This window comes from Rhizobium sp. CC1099 (assembly GCF_029714385.1).
Taxonomy (GTDB): domain Bacteria; phylum Pseudomonadota; class Alphaproteobacteria; order Rhizobiales; family Rhizobiaceae; genus Rhizobium.
In genome coordinates, this window is sequence record NZ_CP121641.1 from 2,111,661 (window position 1) to 2,127,254 (window position 15,594).

The following is a 15,594-nucleotide window of genomic DNA, read 5'->3' on the forward strand; positions in this document are numbered from 1 at the left end:
CCGAATAACATGATTGTGACAGTCGGCCATGGGCCTCCGCGAATACTGGCGCGAGCCGCACTTGACCACGACGGTACCCCGCTATTTTCTAACCCGCGTTTCTTTTTTGATTTTGAATTTGGGAGATGAGCAATGGAATATCGTCTACTTGGCCGCTCGGGCCTCAAGATTTCGACCGTGACGATGGGCACGATGACCTTCGGCGGCAAGGGCTGGGCGAAGATGGTCGGCGATCTCGGCGTTTCCGAAGCCCGCCGCCTTGTCGATCTGTGCCTCGATGCGGGCGTCAACCTGATCGACACCGCCGATGTCTATTCGGCCGGCGTCTCGGAGGAGATTCTTGGCGAAGTCCTCGGCGGCAAGCGCAAGAACGGCGTGCTGATCGCGACTAAGGCGCGCTTCCCGATGGGCGACGGCCCGAACGATGCGGGCTCGTCGCGCCAGCACCTGATCGCGGCCTGCGAGGCAAGCCTCAAGCGCCTGAAGACCGATGTCATCGATCTCTATCAGCTTCACGAATGGGACGGCCAGACGCCGCTCGAAGAAACCATGGAGGCCCTCGATACGCTCGTGCACCAGGGCAAGGTCCGCTATGTCGGCTGCTCGAACTTTTCAGGCTGGCACATCATGAAGGCGCTCGGCATTAGCGAAAGGGACAAGCGCCAGCGCTTCGTCAGCCAGCAGATCCACTATACGCTCGAAGCCCGCGACGCCGAATACGAGCTGCTGCCCGTCAGCATCGATCAGGGGCTCGGGGTTCTCGTCTGGAGCCCGCTGGCGGGTGGTCTCCTCTCCGGCAAGCATCGCCGCAATCAGGCCGCTCCGGAAGGTACCCGTCAGTTTGCCGGATGGACCGAACCACCGATCCGCGACGAAAACCGCCTCTGGAACGTCGTCGAGACGCTGGTGGCGATCGCCGAGAGCCGCGGTGTATCGGCCGCGCAGGTGGCGCTTGCCTGGCTGATCGGCCGCAAGGCCGTGACTTCCGTCATCATCGGCGGGCGCACCGAAGCGCAGTTCAAGGACAACCTCGCCGCTGCCGAACTGAAGCTGACCGAGGAGGAGCGCAGGCGCCTCGACGACGTCAGCCTGCCGCCGGTGATCTATCCCTATTGGCACCAGCTCAATACGGCGAGCGACCGTCTGAGTGAGGCGGACATGGAATTGTTCGCCCCGCACCTGAAGAAATAGGCTTCTAAGGGATCGGCGGCGCTCAGCCGCCGATTTCCTTTGCGATCAGCTTGCCGAGGCGGCCGATGCCTTCCTCGATCATGACGTCGTTGGCGCAGGAGAAACTGACGCGGATCGTGTTTTCGCCCGAGCCGTCGGCAAAGAAGGCCCTGCCGGGAACGAAGGCGACCTTTGCGGTCTCGATCGATTTTGCAAGCAGCGCCGCACCGTCCATGCCCTTCGGCAGCGTGATCCAGATGAACATGCCGCCTTCCGGCTTCGTCCAGGTGATACCGGCTGGCATATGCTTGGCAAGTGCGGCCAGCATCGCGTCGCGGCGGTGGCTGTAGGCCGCCTTGATCTTTGCGACCTGCGCATCGAAGCCGCGCTCGGCGACCTGGGTGATCGCCATCTGGTTGATCGTCGAGGAATGCAGGTCAGCGGCCTGCTTCATCAGCACCAGCTTGCGGATAACCGGCGCGTTGGCGACGACGAAACCGACGCGAAGACCGGGCGCCAGCGTCTTCGAGAAGCTACCGCAATAGATCGTGCGCGTGTTGTCGATATGCCTCTTCTTGGCGATCTCCAGCGCCAGGATCGGCGGGATCGGCTCGCCGTCATAACGCAGCGACTGATAGGCGGCATCTTCGATAACGGCGATATCGAGTTCTTCCGCAAGTTCGAGTACCTTTTCACGGCCCGCGCGATCGACGGTCTCGCCGGTCGGGTTCGAGAAGTCCGCCGAGAGATAGGCGAACTTCACCTTGCCGCCGTTCTGGGCGGCGGTGGCGCGGTAGGAATCCGGCGTCCGGTTGCCGTTCGGCGTCAACTGATCGTAAGACGGCTCGTATGCATTGAAGGCCTGCAACGCGCCGAGATAGGTCGGCCAGGTGACGAGCGCCGTATCCTTCGGCGACAGGAAGAGCTTGCCAAGATAATCGAGGCCCTGCTGCGAACCCGAAACGATGAAGACATTGTCGAGCTCACAGGGGATATCGAGCGCCGCCATCTGCTTCACCAGCCATTCGCGCAGCGGCTTGTAACCTTCGCTCACCGAATACTGCAGCGCCGAGCTCACTGCCGCACTATTGAAAATATCGGCATAGGCCGCCTGGAATTCCTTGTCGGGAAACAGCGCCGGATCCGGAATGCCGCCGGCAAACGAAATGATGTCCGGCTGATCGAGAAGCTTCAGCAGCTCGCGGATTTCCGATGCACGCATGCGCGACGATCGCGTCGCAAACATATTCTCCCAATTCAACATGGGCATTTCCTCATATTTTCTATAGCCGCCACCAGACCATGCAGCGGCATTTATGTCAATAATGCTGACCTATTTTCTTGTCCTGGTAACAAGTTTCAGGTCTTGTATTCGAAAGCTGCAAGCACAGGAAGCGAGACAAAGGAAATTGAGCGGATCTTGACTGCCCATGCTATATTCTTGCCTTATGGATATCGATAAAGCAGAGGTAAGAATGGCAACTGCGACCTTATCTGCGAAATTTCAGATTTCCATTCCGAAGGAAGTCCGGGACCAACAACATTGGTCGGCCAGAGCTTCACGATACCGATATTTTAACGCTGGACGCTCACTTCAAAGATTTGGAGCGTACCGTTGATTTCGAGAAAGCTTGATGACGCCCTCATTCTATGACGAAAATGCCGAAGTCTATGCCTTGCGGAACCGCAAGCTGCCGACGGCGCGGCTCGACGCGTTTCTCTCCGCCCTACCTTCCGGCGCCTGCATCCTCGAACTCGGTTGCGGCGGTGGACAGGATAGTGCCTATATGCTCTCCAAAGGCTTCGACGTGATGGCGACGGATGGCTCGGTGGAACTGGCCAAGCAAGCTGAAAAACTGATCGGCAAGCCCGTCAAAGTGATGCGCTTCGAGGAGTTGGAAGCCAAAGACGAATTCGACGGCGTCTGGGCCGAGGCCAGCCTGCTGCATGTGCCGCGAAAGGACTTGCCCGCTGTGCTAGCCCGTATCCGCCAGGCGCTGAAGGATGGCGGCGCGCTCCATGCAAGCTTCAAGGCGGGGACGGCAGAGGGACACGATAGCTTCGGCCGGTATTACAACTACCTTTCCGCGGCCTGTCTGTTTGAATTGCTGATGGCCGGCGGCTGGCGGAACATCACCATCGATGAAGCCGATGGTAGCGGCTACGACAACAAGCCGACGCGCTGGCTTCACCTGCGAGCACAATAATGAAAGGGCCGGAGCTTCCGCCCCGGCCCTTCCAATTCCAGCAGTCAAGACGCGCTTAGTTCACGCTCTTGTCGACCAGCTTGTTCTTGCCGATCCACGGCATCATGCCGCGGAGCTTCGCGCCGACTTCTTCGATCTGGTGCGAGTCGTTGACGCGGCGGATGCCCTTGAAGCGCGAGCCGCCGGCGCGGTATTCCTGCATCCATTCCGACGTGAACTTGCCGGTCTGGATGTCTTTCAGGACGCGCTTCATTTCGGCCTTGGTTTCTTCGGTGATGATGCGCGGGCCGGTGACATATTCGCCCCACTCGGCCGTGTTCGAGATCGAGTAGTTCATGTTGGCGATGCCGCCTTCATAGATCAGGTCGACGATCAGCTTCACTTCGTGCAGGCACTCGAAATACGCCATTTCCGGAGCGTAGCCGGCTTCGACCAGCGTTTCGAAACCAGCGCGGATGAGCTCGACGAGACCGCCGCATAGAACGACCTGTTCGCCGAAGAGGTCGGTTTCGCATTCTTCGCGGAAATTGGTCTCGATGATGCCCGAACGGCCGCCGCCGACGCCGCAGGCGTAGGAGAGAGCGAGTTCAAGCGCATTGCCGGACGCGTTCTGGTGAACGGCAACGAGGCAGGGAACGCCGCCGCCCTTCTGGTATTCGCCGCGAACCGTGTGGCCCGGGCCCTTCGGCGCGATCATGACGACGTCAACGGAAGCCTTCGGCTCGATGAGGCCGAAGTGGACGTTGAGGCCGTGTGCGAAAGCGATCGCGGCGCCGTCGCGGATGTTGGCAGCGATTTCCGACTTGTAGATGTCGGCCTGCAGCTCGTCAGGCGTCGCCATCATCATCAGGTCGGCCCACTTGGCGGCTTCTGCAACCGTCATGACCTTAAAGCCGTCGGCTTCGGCCTTCTTGACGGTCGGCGAACCAGCCTTGAGCGCGATGACGACGTTGCCGGCGCCGCTGTCCTTCAGGTTCAGCGCGTGGGCGCGGCCCTGCGAACCGTAGCCGATGACGGCGACCTTCTTGGACTTGATGAGGTTGAGATCGGCATCACGATCGTAATAGACGCGCATTCGAAGTTCCTTCCCTTTTGCTTGTCGTGTTGATTGGTAAAACAGCGGAACTCAGCTCAGCGCCGGCATTTCCGCCAAAACCTTCTCCGTGCCGTAGAGCCGGAGGAAAGCAGTCACCGCCCTCTCCGCCTGCCGCGCGGTATCCTTGAGACCTGGCTCGCCGAGCAGCATGCGCACATGCAGGTCAGAGACGATCAGGCCGTAAAGCGTGTGATAGGCCTCGTCGGCATCATAAAAGCGCAGCAGCCCTGCCCGCTTCCCCGCATCGATCAGCGCCATGGCGCGGCGGTCGATCTGGCGGCGGCCGCGCTCCAGAAGCAGCTTGCCGAGCTTCGAGCCGTCGCGATGCGACTGGCCGATCGCCAGCCTGTTTAGCGCCAGCGAAACATCGCCGGCCAGAACCTCCAGCAGGTCGCGTGCGAAGAGGACGACATGGTCATGCAGACTCGTCGCCGTCAGCCGTTCGCCGTTGCGCTCGAACGTGCGCACCTTGCTGGCCTGATAGGCAATCATCGCCGACAGCAGGCCATCGCGGTCGCCGAACCATTTGTAGAGGCTTTCCTTGGAGCAGTTGGCAGCGCGTGCGACGCCCGACGTCGTCAGCGCCTTCTCCCCGCCATCGACAAGGAGCTGCAGCGCCTGCTCCAGAACGGCGTTCTGACGCGGCGAAAATTCGCTGGGCTCCAAGGTTTCGACAGACACGATATGCGCTCCCAAATACGTACCGTACGGTACGGTTCGTGGATGCTTATTGCGCAGTCGCCCTCACCCGTCAAGAGGGAGACGAGAGGCGAAGCAAAAATTTTCTGCAGCCGGCCGCTTTATTCGGCAGCGGTCGCCAAGCGCTCTGCGTCGACGTCGCGCGCAGGCGAGATGCCGTAGAGACGGCTGTATTCCCGGCTGAACTGCGACGGGCTTTGATATCCGACGCGATGCCCGGCCATTCCGGCATCCAGCCGCTCGACCAGCATCAAGCGACGCGCCTCGTGCAGGCGGAGCTGCTTCTGGAACTGCACCGGCGTCAGCGCGGTGACAGATTTGAAATGATGATGGAACGACGAGACGCTCATGCCAACAAGCTCGGCGAGCGCTTCAATCCTTAAAGGTCTTGCATAATTTTCCCTGAGCCATCCCACGGCGCGGGCAATCCTGTTGCTCTGGCTTTCTGCGAGCGCAATGTTCAAGAGGTGCGGGCCGACGGGCCCGGTCAGCACGCGATAGAGGATTTCCTGCTCGATCAGCGGTGCCATGGCAGCGATATCATTTGGACGGTCAAGCAGGCGCACCAGCCGCACGGCCGCCTCCAGCAGTTCCGGCGGCGCGGCGTTGACCGCCATGCCCCGCAGCCCCTCGGTATGCGCCGCTGGACGGGGGATATCGACGCGGCGCAGAAGCGCAGCAACCCTTTCGGCATCGATCGCCATTGCAAAGCATAGATGGGGCGCCTCCTGGCTTGCCTCCGTCACGCGCCACGCGACCGGAAGGTCAAGTGACGTCAGAAGATAGTCGCCGGTGCCGTAGTTCAGCGTTTCCGTCCCGAGCCTGACGCTCTTTGCGCCCTGCAGCACCATAGCGACGCACGGGCGGTAGGCCGAGTGAAAGGGTCCCGCCGGCTTTGAACGGCGGCTCAGGAACAGGTTGCCGATGGCCGTCGCGAACTCGCCCTCCCCGGACGTATGGCGCGCCGCGATAGACGCGATTTCCTGATAAGGGTTGAAGGGCAATGTCATGGGATAACTCGTTCTGAGATGGTGCAGGTCCACCTTATCTAAGCTTCACGGCAGCATCCTACAAACCCGAAGTCGCATTATCAGGTCTCAGGAAGCAAGGGAGTGGCCGCCATTGCGGAAATGGACCGCTGAGGACAGCTCGGCGTCAGGATCGGCCATTGCGGCATTCGCGAAACCTCCTATTCTGCCAAGTTGCAAAAGCCTCATGCGGAACTCGCGCGCTTTGGTCAGTATCTTGCGGCAATGAATTTGAGCCTGTCGAGAGGAAAATGATGCGTTTTATCAATCCTATTCCTTTCGTTCGCGACATCAATCGCTCGAAGGAATTCTACAACCAGCTGCTCGGCCTGAAAATTATAGAGGACGCCGGAAATTTCGTCCTTTTCGAGTCCGGCTTTGCAATCCATGAGGGACGATCGCTTGAACAAACGGTCTGGCGCCAGACGCGTGACGGAGCCGAATCCTATGGGCGAAGAAACTTGCTTTTGTATTTCGAACATGGCGATGTCGATGCCGCCTTTGAAAAGATCGCGCCGCATGTGGAGTTGATTCACCCCGTAGAAAAACAAGCGTGGGGACAGAGGGTCTTCCGTTTTTACGATCCGGATGGGCACGCAATAGAAATTGGCGAACCACAGAGCTGAAGAGGAACATTTGACTTCGAATTGTCCGGATTATCCTGACAGGTCAGGTGAACTCTGACTGCGAAGGCAGCCTTCGAATTGGACACGCTAGTCGCTGAATACGGCCGCATTTTCAGCTGTGAAGAGTGCATTGCGGCGAGGCAACAACGGAAAGATTGCTAGCTCTGCTCAGGCCGGTTCAAGAAGCGGTTGAGGGGAAGAGCACCAACTCCAATCGGTCGTGGAAACGCGTCGGTCCCGCGGGGTTAGTTGGAGGCGTTGCGCATATCCCGACAATCTGCGTGGCGACGTTTCACACGCGAAGGTCCGCTGATCATCATCCTGTAGCACGGCCCAGCACACCTAAATGACAGCGCCGAACCTGCGACTTCCGCCAATAGCATTTTGCTGGCGGGGGGTAGCGGATTTGCAGGATCGTGCAAAAAGCTCGCAGGATCGCTCTAACGCCACCTTGCAGTTTCGATGCATTGTCCGGCCGTCCAATTCCTCAAATCAAAGGAAGATTCAGATGGCTATTGCAAAAGGCTATGCCGCCACTGACGCGTCAAAACCGCTGGCGCCCTTCACCTTCGAACGCCGTGAACCGAATGACGATGACGTCGTCATTTCCGTCCAATATTGCGGCGTCTGCCATTCCGATATCCACCAGGCCCGCAACGAATGGGGCAATTCGCGTTACCCGATGGTGCCGGGCCATGAAGTTGCAGGTGTGGTTTCGTCTGTCGGCTCGAAGGTCACGAAGTTCAAGGTCGGCGACCGCGTGGGCGTCGGCTGCTTCGTCAATTCCTGCATCGGCTGTGCCACACGCGATCTCGATTACGAGCATTTCTTGCCAGGTCTCACCCAGACCTACAACGACGTCGAAGCGGACGGCGAAACGCCGACCTATGGTGGCTATTCCGACTCGATCGTCGTCAAGGAAGGCTATGTCCTCTCCTTCCCGGACAACATCCCGCTCGATGCCGGCGCGCCGCTGCTTTGCGCCGGCATCACGCTCTATTCGCCGCTTCGTCACTGGGGGGCCGGTCCCGGCAAGAAGGTCGCAATCGTCGGCATGGGCGGTCTCGGCCACATGGGCGTCAAGCTCGGCGCCGCCATGGGCGCCGACATCACCGTGCTCAGCCAGACGCTGTCGAAGAAGGAAGACGGTCTGAAGCTCGGCGCCAAGGACTATTACGCTACCAACGATGCCGAGACCTTCAAGAAGCTCGCCGGCACCTTCGACCTGATCATCAACACGGTCGGCACGGCGATCGACTGGAACGCCTACCTCAACCTCCTGAAGTTCGACGGTTCCATGGTGCTTGTCGGCGTTCCGGAACATGCTGTTCCTGTCCACGCCTTCTCCGTCATCGCCGGCCGCAAGAGCCTTTCGGGTTCAATGATCGGCTCGATCAAGGAAACGCAGGAAATGCTCGATTTCTGCGGCGCGCACAACATCGTCTCCGAAATCGAGAAGATCGCCATCCAGGACATCAACGAAGCCTACGAGCGCGTCATCAAGAGCGACGTGCGCTACCGCTTCGTCATCGACATCGCCTCGCTGGCGGTCTGACAACGGAAGGGCGGCTCACCCGAGCCGCCTTTCTCTTAATTCTCTTCCCGCATGGTTTCCTTCTGGGTGATCAGCCGCGCGCTGTGCTGACCGCTGAGATAGATCCACAGCCAGCTCCAGGCAACGGCAAAGCGCGAGCGCGTCCCGATCAGGAAGTAGATATGGGCAATGCCCCATATCCACCAGGCGATCCACCCCTTCAGCTTGATCTTGCCGAAATCGATGATGGCAGCGCTTTTCCCGATCGTCGCAAGGCTTCCCTGATGCCAGTACCGGAAAGGTCCTGGTGCCGGCTTTGCCTGTAAGCGCGCGCGGATGACCTTTGCGACGTAAGCGCCCTGCTGCTTGGCGGCAGGCGCGATCCCGGGCACCGGCTTGCCGTTGTCCTGAACGACGGACGCCGTATCGCCGATGACGAAGACATCTGGCAATCCCGGCGCGCTAAGGTCTTTTTCGACAATTGCCCGCCCTGCCCGATCGGCTGGAATATCTAGCCATTTTGCCGCAGGCGAGGCCTGCACGCCAGCCGCCCAGACGATCGTCTTGCTGGCAATGAACTTCTCGCCGACTTTCACGCCGGCGGCGGTGCAGTCCGTTACGAACTCGCCGAGGTGAACCTCGACGCCGAGCTTTTCGAGCGCCTGCTGCGCATAAGCCGAAAGCTCCTCGGCGAAGCTTGCCAGCACCCGCGGCCCCGCCTCGATCAGCACGACCTTCGCCTTGCGCGTATCGATGTTGCGGAATTCCCGCGGCAGCGTCTTGCGCGCCAGCTCGGCGATGATGCCGGCAAGTTCGACTCCGGTCGGTCCTGCGCCGACGATTGCGAAGGTCAGAAGCGCATCACGCGTGACCGGATCGGTTTCCGTCTCCGCACGCTCGAAGGCCAGCAGCACGCGCCGGCGGATCGTCGTCGCGTCCTCCAGCGTTTTCAGGCCTGGTGCGACGGGCGCCCACTCGTCGCGCCCGAAATAGGCATGCGTTGCGCCCGTGGCCAGAACGAGCGTATCATAACCTAACGTCAACCCGCTGCGTAACGTCACTTGCTTTGCCGCGGTGTCGACGCCGGTGACTTCGCCGAGCAACGTCGTAACATCCGGCCTGTTGCTGTAGAGATGACGGATCGGCCAGGCGATCTCCGATGTCGATAGGATCGTCGTCGCGACCTGATAGAGCAGCGGCTGGAAGAGATGGTGGTTGCGACGATCGACCAGTGTGATCTTGGCCCCTGTACCCTTGAGCCCGTTGACGAGTTGTAGCCCGCCGAAACCCCCGCCGACAACGACGACCCGATGATCGCTCATGACATAACCTTTTTGCTGTTTTGCTGACGCAAATGTCGCCCTTTGCAGGCAGGTTTCAACGGCCGGTTCAACATAGCTGCCGTGCGATCTTAATCGGCATAGCCGACCGGGATCGCGCTGCCGCTTTTCAATATCTCCATGGAAATCGAAGCCGAGACGTCGAACAGCTCGATCTTGCGGACGATCTGCTTGTAGATGACGTCGTAATGTTCGACGCGCGGCAGCACGATCTTCAGGATGTAATCCTGATTGCCCGTCAGCCGATGGGCCTCGACGATCTCCGGAATGCCGCTGATCGCCCTGCGGAACGTCTCAATCCATTCGTCGGAATGATGCGCCGTCTTGATCAGCGCAAAGACGGTGGTCGGCACGCCCATCTTTTCGCGGTCGAGCACGACGATGCGTCGGGCGATGTGGCCGCTTTCCTCAAGGCGCTGGATGCGGCGTGAACAGGCCGAAACCGAAAGCGCGACGCGCTCGGCAAGATCGCTTACGGAAATGCCGGCATCGGCCTGGAGAAGGTCGAGAATCTTTCTATCGCGATCATCAAGCATTGCCATCTCTTTAATTGACGCTGAGTTTTTGCACATTACAGAAATCTTACGCAAACTGATAGTTCGTTACTGCAATCAACGTCAAAGAATGCAAACATTCGGCGCAGCGACTGAGGCATGCTTTACGCGTCAGAAATCAAAAAGCAGGAGCGTGGAAATGCAGACAATTGGCCTGATCGGCGGCATGAGCTTTGAAAGCTCGGCGGTCTATTATCGTCTGGTGAACGAGATGGTGCGCGAACGCCTTGGCGGTCTCGCATCGGCCGAACTCGTCATGCATTCCGTCAATTTCGAAGAGATCGTCGCCATGCAGAAGGCCGGCGACTGGGACGGCGCTGCAGCACGCCTCGGCAATGCAGCGCTTCGCCTGCAGACCGCCGGCGTCCGCTGCGTTCTCATCTGCACCAATACCATGCACCTGATCGCCGATCAGGTGGCATCGCGCCTCTCGGTTCCGCTGATCCATATCATCGACGAGACGGCGAAGTCGCTCAAGGCAGCCGGCCGCAAGCGTCCGCTGCTGCTCGCAACCCGCTACACGATGGAGCATGGCTTTTACGCGGACCGCATGAATGGCCTGGGCGTCAACGTGACGGTCCCGGATGCAGCCGACCGCACCATCGTTCACGACATCATCTTCAACGAACTTTGCGCCGGAAAGGTGCTCGACAGTTCGCGGACGAAGCTGATGGAAATCATCGAACGCGAACGCGCCAAAGGCGCCGACAGCATCATTCTAGGCTGCACCGAGATCTGCCTCATCCTGGACCCCGGCAGGCTGCCTCTGCCCGGCTTCGACACCACGGCGATCCATGCAAGGGCGGCCGTCGATTTTTCAATCGGCAAGGAGCGGAGCGATGAAACAGAAGCTGCATAACATGCAGTTTACTTGACTGAGTCAATCAATTGCAGGACAAAGTCTCCTATCAGGAGATTTTGTCCATGCCCGATTCCTCCCTTATCGATGCCGCCCGCGACTTCAATCGCTTCTACACCAACTTCCTCGGCGTGCTGAACAAGGCCTATCTCGACTCGCCGTTCACCTTGACGGACGCACGGGTGCTGTTCGAGATCGGCTCGCACGACGGAATCACCGCCGTCGCGCTCGTCCGCGACCTGCATCTCGATCCCGCCTATCTCAGCCGCATTCTGAAGCGCTTCCGCAGCGACGGTCTCATCGAGACGAAGGCCGATCCCGCCGACCTGCGCAGCCAGATCATCACGGTCACCGGCAAGGGAGAGGAGCAATTGCAGGAACTCGGCCGCCGCTCGAATGTGCAGATCGCCGAACGTTTCGATGCGCTTGCCCTTGGCGAGTCGCAAAGCGTCTTAAACGCGATGCAGACCATCCGCTCGCTGCTCGACCCGGGCGTCAAACCGTCCCCCGCGGTCATCCGCGCACATAGACCCGGCGATATCGGCTGGATCGTGCAGAGCCAGGGCAAGGCCTATGCCGAGGAATATGGCTGGGACATGCGCTTCGAAGGCCTGGTGGCCGAGGTCGCCGGCAAGTTCCTGGCGACCTTCGATCCGGCGATGGAATATTGCTGGATCGCCGAGCGCAATGGCATCAACGTCGGGTCTATTCTTGTGAGGAACGGCGGCGACGGCGTTGCCAAGCTCCGCCTTCTCTATGTCGACGAGGCCGCGCGCGGGCTTGGTCTCGGCAAGACGCTGGTCGACGAGTGCATTCGCTTCGCGCGGGCGAAAGGTTACCGCCAGATATCGCTCTGGACCAACGACGTTCTGCACGCGGCACGCAGCATCTATGTCAAAGCCGGTTTCCGTCTTGTCTCCGAAGAGAGACACCGCATGTTCGGGCCAGAGGAAAACGGCCAGACCTGGGTTCTCGACCTCTGATTTTGTCGTGTCGCAAAAGTTTCGCTTGATTTGGAAACGATCATTTCCTAATTAGGTGAGCCATGACGACGGCAACCCTCGATGACAAAATCCGATCCCGCGGCAGGCCGCGCGAATTCGACATGGACGCAGCGCTCGACAAGGCGCTCTGCGTCTTTTCCGAGCGCGGCTACCACGCAGCCTCGATCAGCGAATTGACGGACGCGATGGAGCTTACCTCCGGAAGCGTCTACAAGGCCTTCAAAGACAAGCGCGGCATCTTTCTTGCCGCCTTTGACCGGTACCGCGCCGTGCGCCGCGGCCTGCTTGATGAGCGCCTGGACAGGGTCGAGACCGGCCGCGACAAAATCCGTGAAATCCTGCGCTTTTACGCTGCGTCATCGCATGGCGTCATCGGCCGTCGCGGCTGCCTCGTCGTCGGTAGCGCCAACGAGCTTGCGATCTTCGACGAGGAGGTCGCGGAACGCGTCGCCGCTGCTTTTGCCGCCAACGAGGACTTGCTGCTGAACCTCATCCGGCTCGGCCAGTCCGACGGCTCGATCCCAAAAACGCTGGACGCTGTAACGGCTGCCCGCGCCCTGCTGTGCCTGACGAAGGGCATGCGCGTCGCCGGCAAGACCGGCCGCCGAGAGGACGACATGACCGCCGTGGCGGACGCCGCCATAAAACTTATCGACTGACAGCGCTTCGCCCGCAACAAGCGGGTGGCGCAGAACGACTTCAAGACCGATCCTCCCCCAGATCAGCATACCGGAGCTTTTCATGAGCATTTCAACTGCAACGAACGAGACCGCTATACCCCGGGCGATCTCGCCTTTGATGACATTCCTTTTCGCGGCCGCCTGCGGCCTCGTCGCCGCCAATCTCTATTACGGCCAGCCACTGGCCGGCCCGATCAGTGCCGATCTCGGCTTCACGCCGGCAGCCACGGGCCTGATCGTGACGCTGACGCAGATCGGCTACGGTCTCGGCCTGCTCCTCATCGTGCCGCTCGGCGACCTGCTCGAGAACCGCCGCCTCGTGCTGATGCTGATCCTAGTATCGGCAGTCGCGCTCGTCGGCGCAGCACTCTCCTCAACGCCCGCCCTGTTCCTGCTGGCCTCGCTCTGTATCGGCCTCTCTTCGGTCGCGGTGCAGGTTCTGGTGCCTTTCGCCGCCCATATGGCGCCGGATGCGATGCGCGGCCGTGTCGTCGGCAACGTCATGAGCGGCCTTCTCTGCGGCATCATGCTGGCCCGCCCCTTTGCAAGCTTCATCGCCGAAGCCTCGTCGTGGCACATGGTCTACTACATCACCGCGGTCGTCATGGTCGGGCTGGTCCTCATCCTGCGCGCAAATCTGCCGGTTCGCGCCCCGCACACGAAGCTCGGCTACGGTGCACTGCTTGCCTCGATGCTGCACCTTGCGGTGACCTCCCGCATCCTGCAGCGCCGCGCGCTCTATCAGGCCGGAATGTTCGGTGCCTTCAGCCTGTTCTGGACGACGACGCCGCTTTTGCTTGCAAGCCCGGCTTTCGGCCTGACCCAGAACGGTATCGCGCTCTTCGCGCTTGCCGGCGCTGCCGGTGCCGTCGCCTCGCCGATTGCCGGACGCCTGGCCGATCGTGGGCTGACGCAGATCGCTTCGGCCTTTGCCATGCTGCTCGGCATGGTGTCCTTCGTCATCAGCCATTTCGCAGCCGACGGCTCGCTGACCGCGCTCATCCTTTTGACGGCAGCAGCGATCCTTCTGGATTTCGGCGTGACGACCAATCTGGTCTGCGGCCAGCGCGCGATCTATGCGATCAGCGCCGACCATCGCAGCCGTCTGAACGGTCTCTACATGGCGACCTTCTTTGCCGGCGGCGCTCTCGGCTCCGCGCTCGGCGGCTGGGCCTATGCGGCAGGTGGATGGACGATGACAGCCTGGATCGGCTTCTGTTTTCCGGCTTTCGCCTTCCTGCTCTTCCTCACCGAGGGGCGCGGCAAGTAAGCCGCGCCTCAACCTTCAGCGGTATCGAAGCGGGCGCGGGCGTCGCGAACGGCGTCATGATTTGCTTCCGCCCAGTTCAAAAGCAGCGCCAGCGTGGCGTAAAGCGAGCGTCCGAGTTCGGTGACCCGGTATTCGACGCTTGGCGGCTTCGTCGGGAACACCTCCCGCTCGATATAGCCTTCGCGCTGCAGGTCGCGCAGCGTCTGCGTCAGCATCCTCTGCGAGATATCCGGTATCTTCCGCCGCAGCTCGCCGAAGCGGTATGGCCGCGCGGCAAGCGCTTCCAAAAGCAGCGTCGACCACTTGCCGCCGATCTGCTGCATCATGTCCCGGACAGGACAATTGCTGAAATCGAGACTCCCCAGATCGATCTCCCGGCGGATGCCGGGGGCGGGCTTGCTCTTCAGAATGAGGACAGCGCTCATAATGGGACGGTTCCCTTTTGGTAACGTAGAGCGGAAAAACTGCCTTCTTTACAGCTCGAAGTCAATTCCTATTTTAGAGCTGCTCTCTTTTTGAGACCACCATAGAGGAAGACCTTATGAGCGAAACGATTCTCGTCACCGGCGCGGCCGGCCAGCTTGGCCGGCGCGTCATTCATCACCTGCTCGAAACCTACAACGTTCAGGCCCGAAGCATCATCGCCGCCACCCGCGACCCGGCGAAACTCGCATCGCTCGCCGCCAAGGGCGTGGCCACCCGCAAGGCCGATTTCGACGATGCGGCAAGCCTCGAAGCCGCTTTCAGGGGCGTCGATCGCCTGCTGATCATCAGCACCGACGCGCTCGCCGTCCCCGGCCAGCGCCTGACGCAGCACAAGGCCGCCGTGGAGGCTGCGGCAAAAGCCGGCGTGAAGCACATCGCCTATACCTCGATGCCCTCGCCGGACAAGTCGCTCGTCACTTTCGCGCCGGACCACCTCGGCACCGAGAACGCCATCAAGGCTGCCGGCATTCCCTACACGATCATCCGCAACGCGTGGTATTTCGACAACTATCTACACGGCATGCCGCATAACCTGCAGTCCGGCAGCTGGTACACGGCAAGCGGCGACGGCAAGGTTTCCAATATCTCCCGCGAAGACTGCGCATTGGCAATTGCCGCCGCCCTCGCCTCCGGAACGGGCGAGAGCGCGACCTACACGCTGACGGGCAGCCAATCGCTGACCGCCGACGAGATCGCCGCCGGCATCGCCGCTGCTGTCGGAAAGCCTTTGCAGGCCGTCAAGGTCAGCGACGAGCAGCTCGGCCAGGGCATGCGCGGCGCAGGCCTTCCCGATTTTGTCGCCGACATGCTGGTCTCAGCCGACGCCAACATTCGCGCCGGCAACTTCGACCTCCTCACAGACGACTTCAGGGCGCTGACCGGCAAGCAGACGCAGAAGCTCGAGGACTTCTTCGTTGCAAACAAGGCGGCTCTGCTGACGTAAAGCGTCGATTGCTGCCTCATCAAGAGTTGATGGGGAGGGCAAGGCGGGCATCTCCTGGCGCTTCAATCGCAGGCAAGGGAGCGGCAAACAGGGCGCCG

The 15,594-nt window shown here is 60.6% G+C and carries 16 protein-coding genes and 1 pseudogene; 10 read left to right on the plus strand and 7 right to left on the minus strand.

Features of this window, described 5'->3' with window-relative positions; translation table 11 throughout:
* The first annotated feature begins 132 nt into the window (after positions 1 to 132).
* On the plus strand, positions 133 to 1,191 hold the full coding sequence (locus QA644_RS10905) for an aldo/keto reductase (protein ID WP_239598260.1): 1,059 nt from the start codon (positions 133 to 135) through the stop codon (positions 1,189 to 1,191).
* Between the two features lie 22 nt (positions 1,192 to 1,213).
* On the opposite strand, the gene QA644_RS10910 is transcribed toward QA644_RS10905, so the two are convergent.
* Positions 1,214 to 2,434 (minus strand): PLP-dependent aminotransferase family protein, encoded by a 1,221-nt coding sequence (locus QA644_RS10910; protein WP_283072326.1) that lies wholly within the window; start codon positions 2,432 to 2,434, stop codon positions 1,214 to 1,216.
* Positions 2,435 to 2,645: 211 nt separating this feature from the next.
* On the opposite strand from QA644_RS10910, the pseudogene QA644_RS10915 reads away from it, so the two are divergent.
* Both QA644_RS10915 and QA644_RS10920 read left to right on the plus strand, forming a co-directional pair.
* Positions 2,646 to 2,723, plus strand: a pseudogene (locus QA644_RS10915) (AbrB/MazE/SpoVT family DNA-binding domain-containing protein); the annotation flags it as partial.
* 81 nt (positions 2,724 to 2,804) lie between these two features.
* Positions 2,805 to 3,377 (plus strand): class I SAM-dependent methyltransferase, encoded by a 573-nt coding sequence (locus QA644_RS10920; RefSeq protein WP_239598258.1) that lies wholly within the window; start codon positions 2,805 to 2,807, stop codon positions 3,375 to 3,377.
* A gap of 55 nt (positions 3,378 to 3,432) precedes the next feature.
* On the opposite strand, the gene ilvC is transcribed toward QA644_RS10920, so the two are convergent.
* The 3 genes from ilvC to QA644_RS10935 all read right to left on the minus strand — a co-directional run bounded on the left by ilvC (position 3,433) and on the right by QA644_RS10935 (position 6,182).
* Positions 3,433 to 4,452 (minus strand): ketol-acid reductoisomerase, encoded by a 1,020-nt coding sequence (ilvC, locus tag QA644_RS10925; RefSeq protein WP_022714456.1) that lies wholly within the window; start codon positions 4,450 to 4,452, stop codon positions 3,433 to 3,435.
* A 51-nt stretch (positions 4,453 to 4,503) separates the two neighbouring features.
* Positions 4,504 to 5,169 carry a TetR/AcrR family transcriptional regulator C-terminal domain-containing protein gene (locus QA644_RS10930; RefSeq protein ID WP_194729979.1) on the minus strand — a complete coding sequence of 222 codons (666 nt, stop codon included), beginning with the start codon at positions 5,167 to 5,169 and terminating at the stop codon, positions 4,504 to 4,506.
* Between the two features lie 104 nt (positions 5,170 to 5,273).
* Positions 5,274 to 6,182 carry an AraC family transcriptional regulator gene (locus tag QA644_RS10935; RefSeq protein WP_239598257.1) on the minus strand — a complete coding sequence of 303 codons (909 nt, stop codon included), beginning with the start codon at positions 6,180 to 6,182 and terminating at the stop codon, positions 5,274 to 5,276.
* 272 nt (positions 6,183 to 6,454) lie between these two features.
* Between QA644_RS10935 and QA644_RS10940 the strand changes: the two genes are divergently transcribed.
* Positions 6,455 to 6,826: a VOC family protein gene (locus QA644_RS10940; protein ID WP_239599514.1), complete on the plus strand. Its 372-nt coding sequence runs from the start codon at positions 6,455 to 6,457 to the stop codon at positions 6,824 to 6,826.
* Positions 6,827 to 7,334: 508 nt separating this feature from the next.
* Positions 7,335 to 8,381: an NAD(P)-dependent alcohol dehydrogenase gene (locus QA644_RS10945; protein WP_283072327.1), complete on the plus strand. Its 1,047-nt coding sequence runs from the start codon at positions 7,335 to 7,337 to the stop codon at positions 8,379 to 8,381.
* A 35-nt stretch (positions 8,382 to 8,416) separates the two neighbouring features.
* Here QA644_RS10945 and QA644_RS10950 read toward each other — a convergent pair whose 3' ends face one another.
* Positions 8,417 to 9,682, minus strand: coding sequence for an NAD(P)/FAD-dependent oxidoreductase (locus QA644_RS10950; RefSeq protein ID WP_074068867.1), 1,266 nt, complete (start codon positions 9,680 to 9,682; stop codon positions 8,417 to 8,419).
* Positions 9,683 to 9,771: 89 nt separating this feature from the next.
* Positions 9,772 to 10,236: an Lrp/AsnC family transcriptional regulator gene (locus QA644_RS10955; RefSeq protein WP_028739539.1), complete on the minus strand. Its 465-nt coding sequence runs from the start codon at positions 10,234 to 10,236 to the stop codon at positions 9,772 to 9,774.
* 157 nt (positions 10,237 to 10,393) lie between these two features.
* Between QA644_RS10955 and QA644_RS10960 the strand changes: the two genes are divergently transcribed.
* The 4 genes from QA644_RS10960 (at position 10,394) to QA644_RS10975 (ending at position 14,067) form a co-directional block, all read left to right on the plus strand.
* Complete coding sequence (locus QA644_RS10960; RefSeq protein ID WP_283072328.1) at positions 10,394 to 11,113, plus strand: aspartate/glutamate racemase family protein; 720 nt, start codon at positions 10,394 to 10,396, stop codon at positions 11,111 to 11,113.
* 65 nt (positions 11,114 to 11,178) lie between these two features.
* Complete coding sequence (locus QA644_RS10965; RefSeq protein ID WP_283072329.1) at positions 11,179 to 12,096, plus strand: helix-turn-helix domain-containing GNAT family N-acetyltransferase; 918 nt, start codon at positions 11,179 to 11,181, stop codon at positions 12,094 to 12,096.
* A gap of 62 nt (positions 12,097 to 12,158) precedes the next feature.
* On the plus strand, positions 12,159 to 12,776 hold the full coding sequence (locus QA644_RS10970) for a TetR/AcrR family transcriptional regulator (protein WP_283072330.1): 618 nt from the start codon (positions 12,159 to 12,161) through the stop codon (positions 12,774 to 12,776).
* Between the two features lie 82 nt (positions 12,777 to 12,858).
* A complete protein-coding gene (locus QA644_RS10975; protein WP_283072331.1) occupies positions 12,859 to 14,067 on the plus strand; it encodes an MFS transporter in 1,209 nt (402 codons plus the stop codon).
* Between the two features lie 8 nt (positions 14,068 to 14,075).
* On the opposite strand, the gene QA644_RS10980 is transcribed toward QA644_RS10975, so the two are convergent.
* On the minus strand, positions 14,076 to 14,495 hold the full coding sequence (locus QA644_RS10980) for a helix-turn-helix domain-containing protein (protein ID WP_283072364.1): 420 nt from the start codon (positions 14,493 to 14,495) through the stop codon (positions 14,076 to 14,078).
* A 113-nt stretch (positions 14,496 to 14,608) separates the two neighbouring features.
* Between QA644_RS10980 and QA644_RS10985 the strand changes: the two genes are divergently transcribed.
* Positions 14,609 to 15,496 carry an SDR family oxidoreductase gene (locus tag QA644_RS10985; RefSeq protein WP_194729986.1) on the plus strand — a complete coding sequence of 296 codons (888 nt, stop codon included), beginning with the start codon at positions 14,609 to 14,611 and terminating at the stop codon, positions 15,494 to 15,496.
* Positions 15,497 to 15,594 lie beyond the last annotated feature (98 nt).